The 17,336-nt window shown below is 47.8% G+C and carries 18 protein-coding genes and 1 pseudogene; 4 read left to right on the top strand and 15 right to left on the bottom strand.

Annotated elements, in window-relative coordinates:
* Positions 1 to 105: 105 nt before the first annotated feature.
* Both BA1DRAFT_RS17210 and BA1DRAFT_RS17205 read left to right on the top strand, forming a co-directional pair.
* Positions 106 to 1,365, top strand: coding sequence for an adenylosuccinate synthase (locus BA1DRAFT_RS17210; RefSeq protein ID WP_036781671.1), 1,260 nt, complete (start codon positions 106 to 108; stop codon positions 1,363 to 1,365).
* 16 nt (positions 1,366 to 1,381) lie between these two features.
* Complete coding sequence (locus BA1DRAFT_RS17205; protein ID WP_036781669.1) at positions 1,382 to 1,810, top strand: NUDIX domain-containing protein; 429 nt, start codon at positions 1,382 to 1,384, stop codon at positions 1,808 to 1,810.
* A gap of 126 nt (positions 1,811 to 1,936) precedes the next feature.
* Here BA1DRAFT_RS17205 and BA1DRAFT_RS17200 read toward each other — a convergent pair whose 3' ends face one another.
* From BA1DRAFT_RS17200 to BA1DRAFT_RS17170, 7 genes are all read right to left on the bottom strand, one after another.
* Positions 1,937 to 3,169, bottom strand: a complete 1,233-nt coding sequence (locus tag BA1DRAFT_RS17200; protein ID WP_235201140.1) for a hypothetical protein — start codon at positions 3,167 to 3,169, stop codon at positions 1,937 to 1,939.
* Positions 3,153 to 5,759 carry a fimbria/pilus outer membrane usher protein gene (locus BA1DRAFT_RS17195; RefSeq protein ID WP_082303715.1) on the bottom strand — a complete coding sequence of 869 codons (2,607 nt, stop codon included), beginning with the start codon at positions 5,757 to 5,759 and terminating at the stop codon, positions 3,153 to 3,155. The genes BA1DRAFT_RS17200 and BA1DRAFT_RS17195 overlap by 17 nt, the downstream gene beginning before the upstream one ends.
* Complete coding sequence (locus tag BA1DRAFT_RS17190) at positions 5,746 to 6,582, bottom strand: fimbrial biogenesis chaperone (protein ID WP_051560832.1); 837 nt, start codon at positions 6,580 to 6,582, stop codon at positions 5,746 to 5,748. The genes BA1DRAFT_RS17195 and BA1DRAFT_RS17190 overlap by 14 nt, the downstream gene beginning before the upstream one ends.
* A 57-nt stretch (positions 6,583 to 6,639) precedes the next feature.
* Positions 6,640 to 7,305 carry a fimbrial biogenesis chaperone gene (locus BA1DRAFT_RS17185; protein WP_235201139.1) on the bottom strand — a complete coding sequence of 222 codons (666 nt, stop codon included), beginning with the start codon at positions 7,303 to 7,305 and terminating at the stop codon, positions 6,640 to 6,642.
* Positions 7,306 to 7,407: 102 nt separating this feature from the next.
* Positions 7,408 to 7,983: a fimbrial protein gene (locus tag BA1DRAFT_RS17180; protein WP_036781663.1), complete on the bottom strand. Its 576-nt coding sequence runs from the start codon at positions 7,981 to 7,983 to the stop codon at positions 7,408 to 7,410.
* A complete protein-coding gene (locus BA1DRAFT_RS17175; RefSeq protein WP_051560831.1) occupies positions 7,983 to 8,699 on the bottom strand; it encodes a fimbrial biogenesis chaperone in 717 nt (238 codons plus the stop codon). The genes BA1DRAFT_RS17180 and BA1DRAFT_RS17175 overlap by 1 nt, the downstream gene beginning before the upstream one ends.
* Positions 8,700 to 8,802: 103 nt before the next feature.
* Entirely contained in the window at positions 8,803 to 9,363 is a 561-nt protein-coding gene (locus tag BA1DRAFT_RS17170) for a fimbrial protein (protein WP_036781661.1), read from the bottom strand.
* Between the two features lie 378 nt (positions 9,364 to 9,741).
* On the opposite strand from BA1DRAFT_RS17170, the gene BA1DRAFT_RS23580 reads away from it, so the two are divergent.
* Positions 9,742 to 9,999 (top strand): hypothetical protein, encoded by a 258-nt coding sequence (locus tag BA1DRAFT_RS23580; protein WP_036781659.1) that lies wholly within the window; start codon positions 9,742 to 9,744, stop codon positions 9,997 to 9,999.
* A gap of 344 nt (positions 10,000 to 10,343) precedes the next feature.
* Here the strand turns inward: BA1DRAFT_RS23580 and BA1DRAFT_RS17160 are convergent, their stop codons facing one another.
* Both BA1DRAFT_RS17160 and BA1DRAFT_RS22720 read right to left on the bottom strand, forming a co-directional pair.
* Entirely contained in the window at positions 10,344 to 10,886 is a 543-nt protein-coding gene (locus BA1DRAFT_RS17160; protein WP_036781657.1) for an immunity 42 family protein, read from the bottom strand.
* Positions 10,887 to 10,888: 2 nt separating this feature from the next.
* Positions 10,889 to 11,713 carry a hemolysin/hemagglutinin-like protein HecA precursor gene (locus BA1DRAFT_RS22720; protein WP_082303714.1) on the bottom strand — a complete coding sequence of 275 codons (825 nt, stop codon included), beginning with the start codon at positions 11,711 to 11,713 and terminating at the stop codon, positions 10,889 to 10,891.
* Between BA1DRAFT_RS22720 and BA1DRAFT_RS24710 the strand changes: the two genes are divergently transcribed.
* The gene (locus BA1DRAFT_RS24710; RefSeq protein WP_420865155.1) at positions 11,684 to 11,974 is read left to right on the top strand and encodes a SymE family type I addiction module toxin; all 291 of its coding nucleotides are present in this window, start codon (positions 11,684 to 11,686) and stop codon (positions 11,972 to 11,974) included. The genes BA1DRAFT_RS22720 and BA1DRAFT_RS24710 overlap by 30 nt on opposite strands.
* A 44-nt stretch (positions 11,975 to 12,018) precedes the next feature.
* Here BA1DRAFT_RS24710 and BA1DRAFT_RS17145 read toward each other — a convergent pair whose 3' ends face one another.
* The 6 genes and pseudogenes from BA1DRAFT_RS17145 to BA1DRAFT_RS24160 all read right to left on the bottom strand — a co-directional run.
* On the bottom strand, positions 12,019 to 12,336 hold the full coding sequence (locus BA1DRAFT_RS17145) for a hypothetical protein (RefSeq protein WP_036781655.1): 318 nt from the start codon (positions 12,334 to 12,336) through the stop codon (positions 12,019 to 12,021).
* Positions 12,333 to 13,244: a hypothetical protein gene (locus BA1DRAFT_RS22235; protein ID WP_082303712.1), complete on the bottom strand. Its 912-nt coding sequence runs from the start codon at positions 13,242 to 13,244 to the stop codon at positions 12,333 to 12,335. The genes BA1DRAFT_RS17145 and BA1DRAFT_RS22235 overlap by 4 nt, the downstream gene beginning before the upstream one ends.
* A gap of 352 nt (positions 13,245 to 13,596) precedes the next feature.
* Positions 13,597 to 14,979: an IS4-like element ISPlu9 family transposase gene (locus BA1DRAFT_RS17125; protein WP_036781652.1), complete on the bottom strand. Its 1,383-nt coding sequence runs from the start codon at positions 14,977 to 14,979 to the stop codon at positions 13,597 to 13,599.
* 97 nt (positions 14,980 to 15,076) lie between these two features.
* A pseudogene (locus BA1DRAFT_RS17120) lies at positions 15,077 to 15,385 on the bottom strand (VENN motif pre-toxin domain-containing protein); the annotation flags it as partial.
* 308 nt (positions 15,386 to 15,693) lie between these two features.
* Positions 15,694 to 16,104: a ribonuclease toxin immunity protein CdiI gene (gene cdiI, locus BA1DRAFT_RS17115; RefSeq protein ID WP_235201138.1), complete on the bottom strand. Its 411-nt coding sequence runs from the start codon at positions 16,102 to 16,104 to the stop codon at positions 15,694 to 15,696.
* A gap of 3 nt (positions 16,105 to 16,107) precedes the next feature.
* Positions 16,108 to 17,336: CdiA family toxin C-terminal domain-containing protein (locus BA1DRAFT_RS24160; protein WP_036781648.1), on the bottom strand; the 1,229-nt coding region annotated here is incomplete at its 5' end.

Here is a 17,336-nt window from a genome sequence, read left to right as displayed (position 1 = left end):
TATTGGTTTCAAAAGAACAGATTATTTATCTTAAAAAAGATAAACAAAAATGGACGATTTAACTATTATTTAGAGTAAACCAATAAATAATTAAGGAATAGATTTATGTTAATTGCTGTAGTTGGACTCCAATTTGGAGATGAGGGCAAAGGAAAATTTGTTGACTATTTATCTAGCAACATCAATAACATTGCTCGATTCAATGGCGGAGCTAATGCAGGTCATTGTGTGCAACATGGTAATCTAAGAGGCTCATTTTCTCAATTACCAGCTTCACTCAACAAAAAGAATTTATATATCTGCCAAGGTGCTCTAATCAGTCTTCCGGTTCTGATTAAAGAGATCGATTTTATACAAAAAGAAAACATTGATTCTAATATATTTATCGATCCGCGCTGCCATATCGTCTTACCATTACACTCTGAATTAAATCGAGCGTCAGAAAAATATAAAGGTAAGCAGAAAATAGGTTCAGTTGGTGTCGGTGTCGGGGCCTGTGTTGAAGACAAAACCAACCGTCATGGCATTCGACTTATTGATACGTTAGATAAAGAAAAATTAAGAAGTAAATTAGAATTTCTTTGGAATATCAGAGAAAAACAGATCAACCATGTTTTTAATGCACAAGCTACATTAGATTTTGAAGAGATGTTAGAAACAACTCATCAATATGGCAAGAGAATAGAACCTTATTTCACGTTCACTAATGAAGTTATCGGTGATTTACTTAATTCGGGAGAAGATGTTTTACTTGAAACATCACAAGCCACTTTCTTAGATAATAGTTTTGGTACTTATCCTTATACCGTAGCATATCAGACACTAGTGCAAACCTGCTTTGCCATGATAGGCATACCGGCACAGAAAATGCATATTGTCGGGGTGATGAAATCTTATATGATCCGTGTCGGCAACGGGCCATTCCCCACCGAATTATTGACAGAACAGGCTGATTATATTCGAGAACGTGGAAACGAGTATGGCACCGTTTCAAAAAGACCAAGGCGCTGTGGCTGGTTGGACTTATCCCTGATTAAACATGCGGTGAAACTCAATGGCGTAACAGAACTCGCTATAACGAATGTTGATGTTCTTGCTGGTTTACATGAAATAAAAGTCGCTGTTGCCTATGAAATTGATGATAAACTCGTCTGTTGCGATGACGCATTATTGCAGCTCGATAGAGCTAAACCTATCTATAAAACATTTAAATCCTGGAGCGAACTTAACTCATCATATACACATTTAACAGAACTGCCTATTGAACTGATTGACTTCTTAACTTTTATTCAAGAGTATGCTGGTATCCCAATCAAATATATTTCCTATGGGCCAGACAGAAATCAGACATTAGTCATGAAATAAAAGTGTGGAGAAAATAATGATTAACTATGTAACAGGGTTTATGTTTTCTAAAGATAAAAAACATGTCTCCCTGATTTCAAAATTACAACCCAGTTGGCAAAAAGGGAAGCTCAACGGGGTTGGTGGAAAAATAGAGGCTGGTGAAAGCCCTCAACAGGCAATGGCAAGGGAATTTGCTGAAGAAGCCGGCATTGAAACACGGCCTGAAGAGTGGCGATTATTTACGGTATTAACTCGCCCTGACGTTTATCAGGTAAATTTTCTCTATATGTATGATGATCGTATCTATTCTGTCAATTCTATCGAAAAAGAGATCGTCAATATCTATGAAACAAATTCATTACCCGATAATGTGATCTATAATTTACGTTGGTTGATTCCAATGGCAGCCGATGAGCATTTACGTTTCGATAAAGAAATAGAGATAACCGAAATGCGGGGTTAATACGGTATAGCAAATACGGTACCTAATTAACGTTCTAATAAACACAGAAGCACCAGTGCTTGAAATCGGTGCTTCTGTGAAATAAAAAACAACATCGTCACCAAACCTTTCGGCAAATTTCCGGCCCTAAGCAGAGGGGTCGACGAAATTAACATCTGACCACACGGAAATAACCGCTACGGCGCTGGCTCGCCCTCCGGCGCCATCAGTCCTCAACAAAATCGGTACCACTGACAGTTGTGCTGATGCGGTATAGCTATCGTCTCCCCGTTTAACGTATCTTGCGTTCTCTCCTTCGCCTTTGTGCCCGGTACCGAGAGATAAGGGTTTGTTGGCGGCATCGAAAAACACAAAGGCGACTTCCGCTATTGAGGAAGCTAATGCATTCGGTTTACCCGGCACGAATGGTCCATCGATTCGGTAAAGTAGGCGTGAATTTTGGAATACAGCGTCATCGCCGGAACAGGTGCTGTTTATCCCTATCTGTCTGGCCGACGCCAGTGGATCTCCCGCCTGTTTACCGGCTCTTTTCACCGTGCCCCAATCCACCGATGAAGGGGTCAGGACAACCGCACAGGTGGATGGCTTTTTAACTGGTGAGAGAATAACCGTGGTCCATAGGGATTTCAGCATGCCGTTAGAACCCGATATGGGCGCAAGAGTCCAGCCGATCACGCCAACTGACAGGGGAGTGCCTCCGGCCTTCACATTGAAATTACCGTCACTGTCCGGGTAAATTGCCCCTGTCACGGTACGGACACTGACATCAACCAGGCCGTTGGCATCTGGAACGCATGGAATGTTAACGCTGGTATTCCCCTTAACCAAACTGGCCGATTGATAGGTACCGGGTAAACCATGCGTTTGGCAGGAGAATGAAGATTGTCCGATATCAACCATAAAGTCGCCGATTTTTCCTACTCGGACGCTACTCGGTGACGACGAAGAGATCAATGGACGCGTTCCCGATCCCACTGTGTAGGCCATAAACTGGGTCCCAGTGGGGACACGACAGGTTGTCGACCAATTAAGAGGGCCGCTGGTGGTATAACCGACTATCTCATCCCGTGAGTAATCACGCTTATCTTTGTTATTTGGCGCCATTGCATAACCGGTGACATTACGAACCATTTGCACCAGTTCAATCTCACAGTCCTGATAACTCTCTGCCGCCTGGAGTGGCAAAGTGGTCGATAAAAAGAGCAATGAAATCCCCAAGCCGATGAAGGTTGAGACGGAATTTTCTACACTACCGCCCCACAAACGTTCAGTTTTTAACATTCTTCTTTCTCCAAATTGCTTATCGGGCACATCAGTCAGGCTGCCCACATGAAGGTAACGCTTACAGACATACGGCATCGGCCTGCACCAGTTGCTCGGGTGTATCGGACGGCGCCTGATAACGGGTGGTGCATTGTTGATTTGCCCCGTTTCCCCATTTAACTTTCACATGACCGGCAGGAGGCATACCACTGAGATAAACCCGGCCGTTATCGCCCACAATGCCGCTGCCGACCTGAGCGGCGTTCTCTTCCAGCGTCGCAATAGCGCCAAAAGGCACGGGTTTGCCATGATGTATCAACGTCAACAGTAACTGGCTGCCTGAGCGAACCTGATAATAGGCCAGCACCACGGCTCCTCTGGTCGGATAAACGTTCTTGCTGGTCTGGTCAATATCGATCCCTTCCGGCAGGGTAGACGGGTCCAGATTAATGGTGTTTTTGTGGTAGACCGATCCGCCCGGCAGTACGGCGTAGCCACGCCAGTCAGTCTGCACGTTGCCGTCACCGACCGTTACTCCTTGCGCACCGGGCGCACGGACCAACACCGCCTCATCACCCAGTGAACGTGATAGCGTCATGCCGTAAGGATGGATTAGGAGAGCGCCGGAAGCCCCGTAGGTGAAATGATAGCTATTTGCGCTGTCATTGTAGCCAAGATTAACGTTTCCCTGACTGCCCTGATAACTCAGAGACAAGGCCCGGCTGTTTTGCTGGCCGCTGTTCCCCCAACCTTGCTGGAGGTTATAATTCAAGCGGTTATCCCATAACATGCCACTGATCCCGGCCTGCTGAGTGAGGTTGCCCTGCGAGTCGCGCGAGGCTGTATAACGGGTGTAAACGCCCCGTAGCGCAGACGATGAACCAAAGAGACTGAGCGGGACCTGCATATTGAATGACACCTGACGATTCTCCGACCAGTTGCCAGCCCCTTCCATACGATAAATGTTATAACTCAGGTTATAACTGATCCCCATCAGCATCGCGTTATAACCCAAATTCAGATTGTTGTCGGTACGGCCATTCCAATAATCGTTGCGCGTCCCGGCGGCGTAAAGGCTGCCCCAACGTCCTAGCGTTTGATGCAGGTTCACCTGCCAGGTGCTTTGGCGTCGGTCAAGCGCCCACGGGACCTGATATTCATTCAGGTTGTACCCCATGCTATTAACATCACTGAAACTGTAATAATGCTGAGTGGAATAGCGATAGGCGGCCAGATCAATACTGGTGCCGGTACTGATCACGTTCTTGGTATATTTCACTCGATAAGCCTGGCCCTGTTGCCGGTTATTTTCCTGACCCTTAGCCCCTTGCAACTGGGCACGAGCAAACGTCACATCCGCAGACAGTGCGCCTAATGCCCCCAGCGACACGCCCGAGCCTAATACACCCGACTGGTAGTTGCCTGCCACCAATCCCCCGCCGTACAAGGTGATATTGTGTGGCAAACCATAAACCAAGGTGCCTAAAGCGAATACCGGGGAACGGCTGCCATCGGTGAGGTTGCCGCCGTGATATTGACCGGCCGTTAACTCATATTTAATGCCGCCGGGACGCTGCATCATCGGGACCGATGAAGAAGCGAGGGTGGAGACACGAGTACTGCCATCTTCCTCTTTGATCGTGACCGTCAGGTCGCCAGAGTCCCCGGTGGTGTACAAATCGGTGAAACGAAATGGACCCGGCGCCACCGTGGTTTGATACACGGTATAGCCATTTTGGGATACGGTCACTTGCGCATTGGAGCTTGCTACACCGGTTATCTCTGGGGCAAAACCGCGCTGACTTTCAGGCAACATAGCCTCCTCAGAAGCCAATTTCATGCCACGCAACGGGATACTGTCAAAAATATCCCCACCAGTATAGGTTTCACCGGCGGTAAACTCACTGCGCAGTGACTGCACATGACGTTGCAAATAGGTATTACTCACCTGCCATCGAATCTGTGTAGAGGGGGAAAAACCGGAAGCCCCTTTGTTGCGCTGGCGATTGTAACTGTAAGTTTGCGTGCTGCGCAGACGCCACGCTCCCAGATTCAACCCATTACGAAAAGAGGCAAACAGGTTGCGGGAACGTGATCCGCCGCCGGTTTCCTCACCGTCATAACGCCCCTCCGAACCGTTAACGGTGTAGTTGATCAAAAAGGCTGGTATCCCGTTATCCCACAGTGACGGATCGACCATCCCAGAATGGCGGGGCTGCATAGCCGCCTGAGGAACACTGATGTCCAGACGCAAACGGGCGAAATCCAATATCGCGCTGGCGTGTGGGATCTGTTTCGTCAGATCCGTGATAGGGCTACCGCCCGCTTTTCCCTGAAAAGCCGGTAATCCGCGAATATTGACCCCATACTCTTCGAGCTGTGCAACCGTTAACACCGGTTGCAAATGGTCGTTGACCAATCTAAATTCAATTTCGCGATTACCCACCTTATTCTGGTTCATGTAGACATCCACCAGATAGTGTCCCGGTGCGACATAACCCGCGTTTTCATACACCGAAAGATCAATATGCTCCAGCTCCCCCTCCGTTCCCATCAGGAAAGCGGGATTAAAGTATTCCCGCGCGGAGGTGGGCAAGGTTGTCGCCGTCAATGAGCATAGCAGGCATACATATATAGGACAGAGCCGGTCATTGCCTGTAGATGAGGACGCGTTATAACGGAACATGGCGATCCTGACTGTCGCCGGGAAAACGCCAGACTAATGGCCCTTGTACTCCGGCGGTAAACGAATGGGTTTGAAACGAATGGGTTTGAAACGAATAGTTTTGAAACAAATAGCTTTGTATGCCTTTCGGGGGCACCATCGCCTGACGTATGTGATCATCTACCTGTTGAGTACCTACTTTCAGAACAGAAAAGGTCAGAAAATAGGACGTGGGATTTTCCACCCGCAACCGCGTTCCCAGAAGGGAAAATTTCACCTGTTTAGCCACCGTGGCGTTATCCCGGGCAGGTACGCCTTGAGGACGATAAAACAGTCGAATATTCATCTGTAAGGCGACCTGCACCTGCGACGCTTTGTCTGTCCGGTGTCCTAATGCCGGTGCCTCCTCGGTATCCGGTACGGCAACTCCCGGGATAGCTCGCAAAGAGACGACAAAAGCCGATTCCCGATCCGGCGGTAATTGTCCCCCAAGCTGGCGAATACGGAACGAAAATTTCTCTCCAGCCTCGACCCGTTTTAACGGCGGCAGAACGATAAAAGGGGGAACTTGCCCGGCTTTGGTATCAAAGCGGCCGGTATCAGGGTCCATCGGGCTGACAAATCCCTGTACCAGATAGTTCTGCCCCGTATGATTAGTCATGCTGAGTGTCACACCTCTCGGGCTATCTTTAGCCACATAAGACAACTGCATCGGGGAGAACGATAGTCCTTGATTATCAATCGTTTGCGCCTTGCATATATTCCCTAGCAACAGGACGAAACCGAGGGAGTAAAGCATTAACTCCCAGTATGTCCGCCCATGCCGGTCACTGACTCTCTTCATTCTCCAACTCCGTAGAAAAGTAGAAAAAAAGTAGAAAAATAGAAAACAATGGCGGATTTAACGCGCCACTCTGGCCGTAAATAGGTTTGAAGCCCCGCCGTAATCATTAATCATCGACCAGCTCACCGATTTTTTACCCACCAGCCCGGCATAAGTCACACAATCCTGCGGCGCTATCATTGAGGGATAGCGGTTCAGATCGAGCGCCCGTCCGTCCAGCATGAGACTGTCCAGCGACAAAAAATACGGGGTGGGATTGCACGCCTCAATACCACCGGGTTGCGACTGAAAGCGCAACTGTCCATACGCCTTTTCCGGCAACAGAAGCAGGCTACGCGGTCGCCAGAAAAACTTAATCCGCATCCCCACGCTCATTGACGCCTGTTCCCGAACAAACTCATCCGTCACCTGTTGAGTCGCGGAGATAGCGTTCATCTGGACATACCCGAGCGATTCCCGATCCACTGGAAAGGGGGGCTGATTAAAGGTTGGCAAAATACGCAGGCTGTTTTGACTGTTGGCTTCCAACCTGAACAGCGGCGGCGTCACCACAAACGCCGGAGTGGTTTTCTCCTGCTCTTCCGTTATCCTTACCTGCACCAGCCACGCCTGAGATGTGGTATTGACCACCGTCAGCGTTTGTGCCCGCTCGCCTTGGGTAAAAATCACCCGGGTTTTATTCAGGCTGATACCGGCTGCTTGACAGAATTCTGTGCCGGTCATCCCTAGCCCTAGCCAGAACATCAATGGCACCAACCGGTACCGCACTGGGTGTACCCGATCTGTTTCCACAACGCCTCCTGAAACCTGTTGCCCGAGCTGCGCTCAGTGATAATCAAATTGAAATTGAATGTGTGCGGTCAGCTCACCGGGAGTCGGCACAACCGTGCCGGGTTCATGTCGCATATTCATCTGGAAGGTAATTTGACTCTCTTTAGCGGCGTTACCCGGTGGCGCCAAATTCACATAATCGCCATTTTTTAGGTAGCTCCCCAACCCGCCTCCCGGCAATTGATAGCGCAGGCCAAATCCCACATTTCCCGCTACAGTGGAAGCTTTATCCCGAAATAACGTCGGGTGGTCTTCTGACGTGGCGCCGATTATTTTAATCGCCGGGGCACGGCCTGCTCTGGCTGATCCCGCACAGCCTGACAACGCCAACGTAATAGGCTTGCTGCCCGCCGCTGCAATATGTCGCTCGCTGTACCTCACCTCGGTGAGGGGTACGGATGAAAACACCACCGGGGATGATGTTTGCATATTGAGCTCACAGGTTGGCTGCTCCAGCGTCAATGCCAATGTCAGTTCTGCCGTGTTTGAGCTCGCTCCCCCGGGCTGAGAGGCGGTACAGAACAAGCAAGCCAGTGTTATCCGTCTGATAAGGGCCCACGGTTTGCGCATTACGGTATCTCCCCCTGATAGGTGGATTCTCCGCCGAAGTCATTAATCACCGTCCAGCTAACTTTGGCTGGATAACGTCCGCCTTTAAATAGTAAAGAAAGGTCAGAGAACGGGGATGCCATGTTCTCTTTCTGCTGCGTCATCACCTCCTGTCCACCCACTTTTAGGGAAGTTAAGGTGATGTAATAGGGGGACGGATTAGTGACCATGATTCCCGCGGCTGTCGGTTTGAAGCGCAGTGAACTAAATCCTTGCTCCGGCGAAACCGACAGCCCCGACGGGCGATACATCAGCTTAATCGTGTTAGCTATAGCAAACTGTATTCCGCCGGAGACATTCCGCTGGGAGCGATTATCGGATTCAGAGCTTAACGGAATGGCCTTCGCCGTAAACCAGAACAGGGATTCCCGATCGGCTGGCAACGACGGGCCAGTTTTGATGATGCGCACCTGATTCTGGCTGTCTGGTTCCATACGAAACAGGGGCGGCGTCACCAGAAATGGGGCGGTTTTGTCTCCCGCAGAAGTAGAACTGACTGTCGCCTGTATTAAATAGACCGCCTCTTTACTGGTATTGCTCACTGAGGCGGTTGTCGCGCGGCTATCCGCGGGATAGATAATGCGGGTAGTATTAATCCCCACTCCCCCCGTCTGCGCGGAAGTGACCGGGCAGCCTAACAGAGCGGTCACTATCATTGCTGTCATCAATCTTTTCACTGACTCACCTGAAAATGTCTGGTTTGGTATTGCGTAAGTAAGAATTGGGCCTCCCTGTCCAATTCCACGGCTATCTGTTTCTAACGTCTATCGGCGTTGAGAATTAGTCATACGCTATTTTCACGGTCAGGTTCCCTTTGGACTCTGCGGCTTTTACCGCCCCCACACCAAGCTTAGCCAGCCCTACTTTAAGCGTGATGGCATTATCACCGGCTACTGCGGGACTGTATGAGGCATCTTTTAGGTTAACTGGCGCACCTGGCGGGATAAGCTTGTCATTTATCGTCAGGCCAATCGCATGGTCGGTAATTGCAGCATTACCAGTGGAGTTAAGAAGCTGAAAATAATTGCCTCCTGGTCCTGCTGCGGTGCCGCCAACCGTCAATTTAGCGCTTTTCGCGGAACTCCACAGAGGGCATTTTTCCGTTTTAATCGTGACGAATTTTTGCGTGTTAGTTAAAATTGCACCATCTCCCTTCCCAGAAAAATCAGATACCAAAGCGGCGAGACTAACAGGCTCTATTGCTGCAAACTTACAAGTCTCTGCGGTCACTGAAGAGTTTACTGTCAGGGTACCGGCACTCACTTCCTCCGCCATCGCCTGCGACATCCCCCCCAGACACAGCGCCGCTATCGCACAGGTCTTCAAAATGTGTTTTTTCATTTCATCGATTCCTTTTATTTATTCGATACATTTTGCGTGAAATAACATCACGACAAGTTAAACAACCAGATCGCTAATGCGCTGCGTTTTACTTGTCATTTGAGTTATTTTTGTTTGCTGATTAACTAATCTGAATTTAGTTAAACCGTCGCTAACATATCTATTTCTGAACGGGAAATATTGAATGGCAGTTTGTTCTCTTTTTGAGACAATTAGTTATTAACCCCGACATATTCAACATTAATTCCTGAACGTTATGGTGTCGGGAGTGTTCTATCTGTGCATTAAATAACGTATCTATCCGGCAAATCACACCTACCTAGGATTGCGCCCTTCATTACAATGACTTCACTTGTCCTGATTATGGTGGAAACCCGAATGAGCCAATCCAAATTTACTCAACCCAAATGGCGGGAACTTTTTGAACAGCAGAAAACATCCGCACTGACGATCCAACAGTTTTGCCAACAAACCGGTATTATTTGTGGAAGCGAAACAGGCACAGGGGAAACAAAAAACGGGGAAAGCCGATATCGCGCTGAGTTTAATCCAGTCGTTATACCGAATAGAGCATCAGATCAAGGGATTAAGTTCGGAAAAGATTTCGCTCATCCGGGTACGGTAATCACCCTGTAATGTCCGCAGTTCTTTGGTAGCAGCAACGCACAGGTCTGCTCCTAAACTTTGTCGTATGCCTGACGATATTTATCCCTAACGGCAGAACGGCAACTAGTTGGTATCACCATGACAATTAACCAGTTCCTCACTTCTTGAACGATTCTGGTCAACGCTTAGATGATTATTATCAGTAACAACGCATTCCATTGCGAAGTTGACCGCCGGACTCAATTTTTTCTAAAGCACTCAGTCAGTTACAACCCATTTCTCCCGGTACGGTTTGATGCCCGGGCCACAACGCCCTGACGCGACTTTTGAGCCTAATAAGCCATTTTGCTTTGATGCTGTTAAAAGGCTGTGAGTTAAATGGTTGAATAATATTCGAATGCTTTTGAAATTATTTCATTAACTTCACTCTTATAAAGAATAGCCTCTCTGATATCAGGATTAGTGATCGTTTCCCAAAAACTATTCCCATGTTCGTCTTGTTTTAATTCACTATACTTAGCGCCAAGTATCCTAACCATATCACCATAAGAAACAGCAAAAACAATAAAACCAGCATCATTAATATTTTCTGTTGACGCTTGATATTGATAAGATTGCTCAAAATTATCGGGCTCATCTTGTCCTATCAACCCTGGAGAAATCATTCCTAACATAAAGTTAAAAGCATCTTTAGTTTCTTTTTCAAACAACGCTTTATTTTCCTGAAAAGAAAATAAAGCATTAGTATTGTCTTTCAACGAAAAGATATCTACCCAAAGGGTAGATGTCCTTATTTCTTCAGGGAAAAAAAAACCATCAATACAAAAATGGAAAAGTCCATTTTTATAAGTATCATCACTCCATTCTGGAAGATGTTGTATTAACACTGCAAAACGATATGGATCACCAAAAATCATTTTTATCTCCATTTTCCGGACAAACCAAGTTGTTTTTTGACTTCATTAGGAATGTCATTTTTATTCAATGGATTTTTTACATCACCGGTACTTCCATTCCAGTGATATTCCCCATTGGTCCCTTCGAACCGATGAACATTACCTTTTTCATCCTTAGCAAATCTAACTTCTTTATTACCATAATTTTTAGAGCTTGGAATTGAATTTTCAAAAAGTTTCAATGAGTCTTTTGGTTCTATTCCCGCATTACGGCGATTTCCATCACCACCAAGAGTATGCTTAGGATTTGATTTATAAACTAACCCATTATTCGCTGTCACTGGATTAGGTACTGGTACAGCACTTCCTTTGACTCCAGCCTTACTGATCCCTCCGGCCACTCCCGCAGACGCCGCAATTCCCGTCTGCCCCATAATCTTCACGATTTCCTGGGTGGTTTCTTCTGAACCGCCAGTGACTTGGGCACGATGGAGTACCAGATTCCGTGATGCGTCAATATTTGACATGGCGCCGCGTAAATCTGCCCATTCCCGTACTTCTGCCGGCGTGAGGGAATCCAGCCCCTGCATTCTGGCTTTTTCCTGAATTTCGCCTATCCGAGCACTGTAATCACCTTGTAATGCCCGCAGCTCTTTGGCAACGGCAACGCACTGGTCAGCCCCTGAACACGTTGCTATCCGCTCTTGAACCTTGTCATATTCCTGCCGATATTTATCCCTGACAGTCGCACGGCAACTGCTATCACCCTGACAATTAACCAGTTCCTCACTTCTTGAACGATTCTGGTCAACGCTTAGATGATTATTGTCTACAACAACCCATTCCATTGCAAAGTTGATTACCGAACGCCGATTTCCCCAATGCCTTCAGTCAGTTACAACCTGTTTTTTCCAATGTGCATTCACCGCCGAATCCAAAACCCCCTGACGCGCTTTTCGCCCCCGAAGGCCAGTTTTTCCCGCTGTGCTCTTGTCAGTGTGCACCTTAAAGGCAACTGGCTAGAAGAAGCGGGCTTTGCCACCGGGCAGCCGGTGCAGGTCAGTGTTGAGCACGGGCAGTTGATTATCCGGCTTGTTGAGAACAGTTGACGGTTAAAAGCAGGAAGCTCCCGGCCACTGACCGGGACGCCTAATTAACAAAAATCCTGTTCTATATTACCTTCCGCTTTTAGGATTGCCAAAAAGCGTTGATAAGCAGTTTCATCTAACTCAAGTAGATCATCCAGCAACTGTTCTTCTATTAATGCCCAATGATGAACACTTTTAGCATCATCATTTGAGAAAAAAACAGTTTTAAAACCTATCGTTGTATCGATAACTGAGACTTCATGAGACTTATATGCCTGTAAACCTCCATAATTTGGTGGTAACCCATAAAAATATGTTTCATCACCAAACCAATATATGGCAAAAACATCAACAATAGAGCCATCTGATTCTTGTATTTTCATTTAACATTATCCTTTATTGAATCTATTACCTTTTTAGGATCCTGTTGGATTCTCTGAGGAGTAGTAATTTTCATGTCATAGGCTTTACCAGTATTTGAGTTGTACTGGTAATGGATAGTTATTGTTTGTCCATTAGGGAGCCTATGTTTTGCTTCCATTTTCTGAAAACCAGCCGCTGTAGGAAAACGGGGATCTTTATTCATACCTAACAATTTACTTCCCTGTGACGGATTTGATTCAACCTGTTTCCAGAAAGTTTGCTCATTCAGATCCCTTGGCGCAGCAACTTGTTGTCCTGGTTTCGCGGTAGATATCTTTTCAGCATTTTTGATAAGCTGTTGATGATAAACAGTATTAGCCGATTTATCACCCAGATTCGTTGTGCCTTGACTGTTTTTCCCAATCTTTTCCAGCGCCGTTTTCTCTGTATTAACAGCCGCGTCTGTGCTTCCCTTTGTTGTTGGCAATGATTTTGGCCCTTTGGCTCCCTCCATCACAATAGGCAGCGTCATCGCCATTGCAGCGGCAGTCTCCTGATTCATACCCATCGCTTCAAAGCGTTTTGTCCAGCCGAGTTCGCCTACCTTGCCTGTGGCCGCCTGACCTAACGTATTCACCGCCGACAGGTAATTTTTGAACTCAACCGGCAATGTGCCATCCCGGTCCATATTTTTGAGGGTACGCTCAAACACCGGCCACTGATCAACCAGATAACCATACTTCTGCGCGCACTGGCTCGGGTTGCTGTTGCAGAAGTTCATCATTTCCTGCTGATTACGGATATTGGTCTCCACCATATCCTTGATCACTTGTTTGCAGCTCTCCCCTTCACAGGTGCGGGCTTGGTGCGCAAAACTGTCCAGCTCATTCACGCTCAGATAGTTATTCTCAACAACAACGCATTCCATTGCGACGTTGATTACCGAACACCGATTTCCCCAATGCCCTCAGTCAGTTACAACCCGTTTTTTCCGATGTGCGTTCACCGCCGACCCCAAAACCCCCTGACGCGCTTTTCGCCTCCGAAGGCCGGTTTTTCCCGCCGTGCCCTTGTCAGTGTAGCGCCTTTTTCGGCAACGGGCGAACGTCGCCCAACTCGCTTGGGCGGCGGGTGCCCGTTCTGCGGGCGCGGGCGGCACAGAGCCCGCAAGCGGCGCCCCTGCGACGCTCTGAGGCACGGGCGTTTCAGACCGGGCACGGCTTTGCATGACCACGTGATTTTGTTCAGGGAAGCCCTCGGGGGCTGCACCTGTCTCTTGATCAGATCTCCAAATCAACTGATTTAGCCAGCAAATAGCCGTCTATCAGGGTTTGCAGCCGAAACCAGCCTTCCCAAAGTCGTTCCCATCCGACTCGACCCGTGCGTTTGGAATCGTACCAGCCGGCCAGTTTTCCCAGATTGATGAAGGCCCAATGCAAACTCGGGGCTTTTTTCGGCACACGGCGTTTTTCTTGTTTTGACCACAGTAATTTCCACGCCAGGGGGCTTAATACTGTCTCACAGCTCTCTTTCTCTGCCTCTTCTTTGTTCAGACCCATAAAACGCAGCTGGTGTATTCGTACCGCAATAAAGGCCAGCAGCACTATCATGCGCTCGAGATTATCTTTGCTTTGCATACGCAGCGCTTCTACCGGCGTGCCGCCCGTTTTCCACGCTTTGTGAAATTCTTCTATCAGCCAGCGGCGCTCGTAATAACTGAATATTTTATGGGCGTCTTCCTGACTGTTGACGGGTTCGGAGGTCAGAAGATGCCAGCAAAGCCCATCCTCCGGACCTTTTTCGTAGCAACCGACATAAAATATCCGCACCGCCTCACCGCTTTTTCCTTCGGGGATTTTCAATGTCACTTCGGCATAACTGATATCACAATGCGCGACACGCGCCTGACGCCCGCCTTTCTGTCTGACCTGAACTAATCGTTCTCCAGCACTCTGTAACCGGCTGATAAAGTCATAAAGTTTATCCTGACTTTCCTCTATACGCCGGTTTTGCATCGAACGGATGACGAAACGTTGTTTTTGGCTCGTTTTATAACGCAGATATTCGATGATATCGGCTTCACGGTCACAGACAGAAATCACGCTGGCCATCTGCTCCCCTAACCGGCTGTCGACGGCTTGTGAGGCCCGTTCCCACTTATAACTCTCTTTCCCTTCATAAGGGCGTGTGTCGCGTTGTCGGCTTTTGCCATAATCACTGACATCTCGACACCAGCGCTGTTGCTCTATCAACCCCACGACCTGTTGTTCTTCAGGCGCAAATAACAACACCGAGTGTGCCTGCATGCCCCGGGATTTTTCCTTTGAGGTGGTATAGCCGAGTTCATCGGTGACCGACGCATGGGAAAATGACAGGGTTGTCGTGTCTTCCAGCGCTAACAGGCAATGATAACGTTGAGCGTGAGCGACGGTGGCGGTAAATCCAGCTTCGGCTATGGCCTGAGGCGCAATGGCGGAATTTCGGGTCAGTCGGTAGGCCGCTTCAACATCGGCAGGAGAGTCAAGAGATTGCACGAGCGATTGTCCTATATGGTTAGCCAACGAACAGGCCACTTTCACCAGGCGGTTGGTACGGCGTTTATCACCTAATTCCGCATGTTGAAATGTGTCATTTGCCCATTGTTCGGCGCAGGTTGAAAACATAAAGATTACCTCAAGTCGTGTTTTTTATTGAGATCAATCTATGAGGGAAAAGTTCAATAACGCGGGGGCGGGTTAAAATATTTGTGTAGGAAAGACAGGCCTGGGCCCCGGTAACGGCGCTTCCGGTGGAGTCACCAGCAATGCCGCCGGCCAGCCCCGCCGCTAGGGTAGAAAGAGTGCTGATGGTCTGTTTTTCTTCTTCACTTAAGTCACTGACTTTAGCATTTTCGCCGTGAATGTGCTTCATCAGTTCCCGGGCAGCCAGTTCACCGCCCGCTGCTCCTGCCGCACCCGCCAGCGCATTGTTACCACTGATTTCGGCGGCCACTGCCCCCAGAATGGCATGGGCCAGAGTATTGGTGACGACATCGACCTTGTGAGTTTTTGGGTCGGTAGTCAGGTCTTTATTGTGTCAATTTGTGGAAGAAGTGAAGCGGATGTGGCTGAAGTCACTGAGACGGCGAAGCCAGCGGTACAAAATGACGTGGGCCCGTTACAGTCAGCTAGGGAATAAATGGATACCGTCCCCCCGAATTGTGCATCCTTATCCTTTGCTGCGCTTTTACGCCAAACACCCGAGGTAGGAGCCGGATGCGTTAGTAGCGCACGTCCGGATCTGTGCGGGGGTAGCCAGTAACGGCTATTCCTACCGCGACCGTTGATAATGGCTGACGGCTAAAAAGGAAGATCCCAGCACTTGGCTGGGATCTGGCGTTAACAAGGCAATTGAGTGAGTAATGAATTTACCTGATCTGCATCTTCTGGATGTAATTGAAGATATTTTTCACATGCTATTCTGACATACTCAAAACCGACTGACTCAGGAACGATAATTTCCCCACTATAAACACTGAACATAATTCCTTCAAAATGGTATGCGGGATCTGAGTCTTCTAAATCTGGAAAAGTGCAATCAGTTTCATTAACACAACATCCACATTTTTTCACAATAAATGGTAAAGCCCATAAAAACTTACGTTGTAAATATATAGAATTAAAAAATTCTTTCATCACCCACTCAGGGTCATTGTTATAGTCTACTTTTTCGAAAAGTTGTTTATTCATCATTTCCCATTCAGGATCATTGTCGTAATCATTTTTTTCGAAAAGTTGTTTATTGTTCATTTCTTATTTCTCCGCTGGGAAAAAGTTCATAACCCTACCTGTTTCTTGATCCAGATAGACTTGGAATGTCACACCACCTGCTGTTGATTTATATTCTCTTCGACCTTGGGAAATGGCTTGCTTATAACCACTAGAAGCAGCTTGTTGACCTAGTTCTAGCATTTTTTGATCAGAGAAAACTTTCGGGTCATATACTGTTTTCGTTAACGGTTTACCACCTTTGTACTCACCCTCAATAATTTTTCCAGTTCTATCTTTCTTTGGCAATTGATACGAAATATCAGTGATACCTTTCATACTTGTTGGAGTCTGACTAAGGATTTTGATGCCATTTTCAGATGCCGCTTGGATAAACAAATCTGCATTATGTGTTCCATACACTCCTTTGTTAGTTATCCCATCAAACGTAGTCAGATGTTTCTTCTGTTCTAAAGCAAAATGAATTCCATCTGCAAAAATTGTTTCTTTTTCATAAGGTAGTGACTTACCATCAAACTTACCGGTTGGATGCTCAACATTCGTCACTACGCCCTGATCTTTCGGACTGACTTTACCTTCTCCAGCAGTCCATTGAGGAAGCGAGTTTTCAGTTTTGCTGACAACGACCGGGACTTTATCCAGCGTAGGCGATTTCTTCGTCATGACACTGATAAGAATGCTGCCCATCGCTTCTAACGCTCTCTGGTCACCCTCACTCGCTTTTTTAGCCGTTTCCTTGATGGCTTGCCAGCTCTCACCATTCATTAACGACTTCACACTTCCGGCGACAGCCTGATTTTTGCCCTCAACATCATTTAAGGCCGTCTGACAGTAGTTGCTACCTGTTGCACAACTGGCAAGCGCCATAGCGCCATCAAGCGCATAGTCCCCGCCAGCCATCACAAAATCACCGGTATCACCAACCGCATTCAGTGCACCATTGATCATCTGTGATGTGGTGCCGTCACCCAATTTTTCTCTGATCTGCGCTTGCCACCATTCTTTACTTTCTTTCACGGTTTTTCGGGCTTTGTCACCTGCCAGTGAGTTATTCTCAACCGCATTCTTCCCGGCCTGCGCCCCGGCTATGCCGCCTGCTGTCGAATCCGTCGCCAGTCCCGCCGCCAGTCCTCCCGCCAGTGTCGCCAGACTACTGATTTTCTCCTTCTCATCCGGCGACAGCTCGCCCGGCTTCTTATTCGGGTAGAGCGCACTGGCAATGGCCGATGCCGCTAATTCACCGCCTGCCGCGC

This window comes from Photorhabdus aegyptia (genome assembly GCF_000612035.1).
GTDB lineage: Bacteria > Pseudomonadota > Gammaproteobacteria > Enterobacterales > Enterobacteriaceae > Photorhabdus > Photorhabdus akhurstii.
This window is presented reverse-complemented; position numbering and strand designations above follow the sequence as displayed.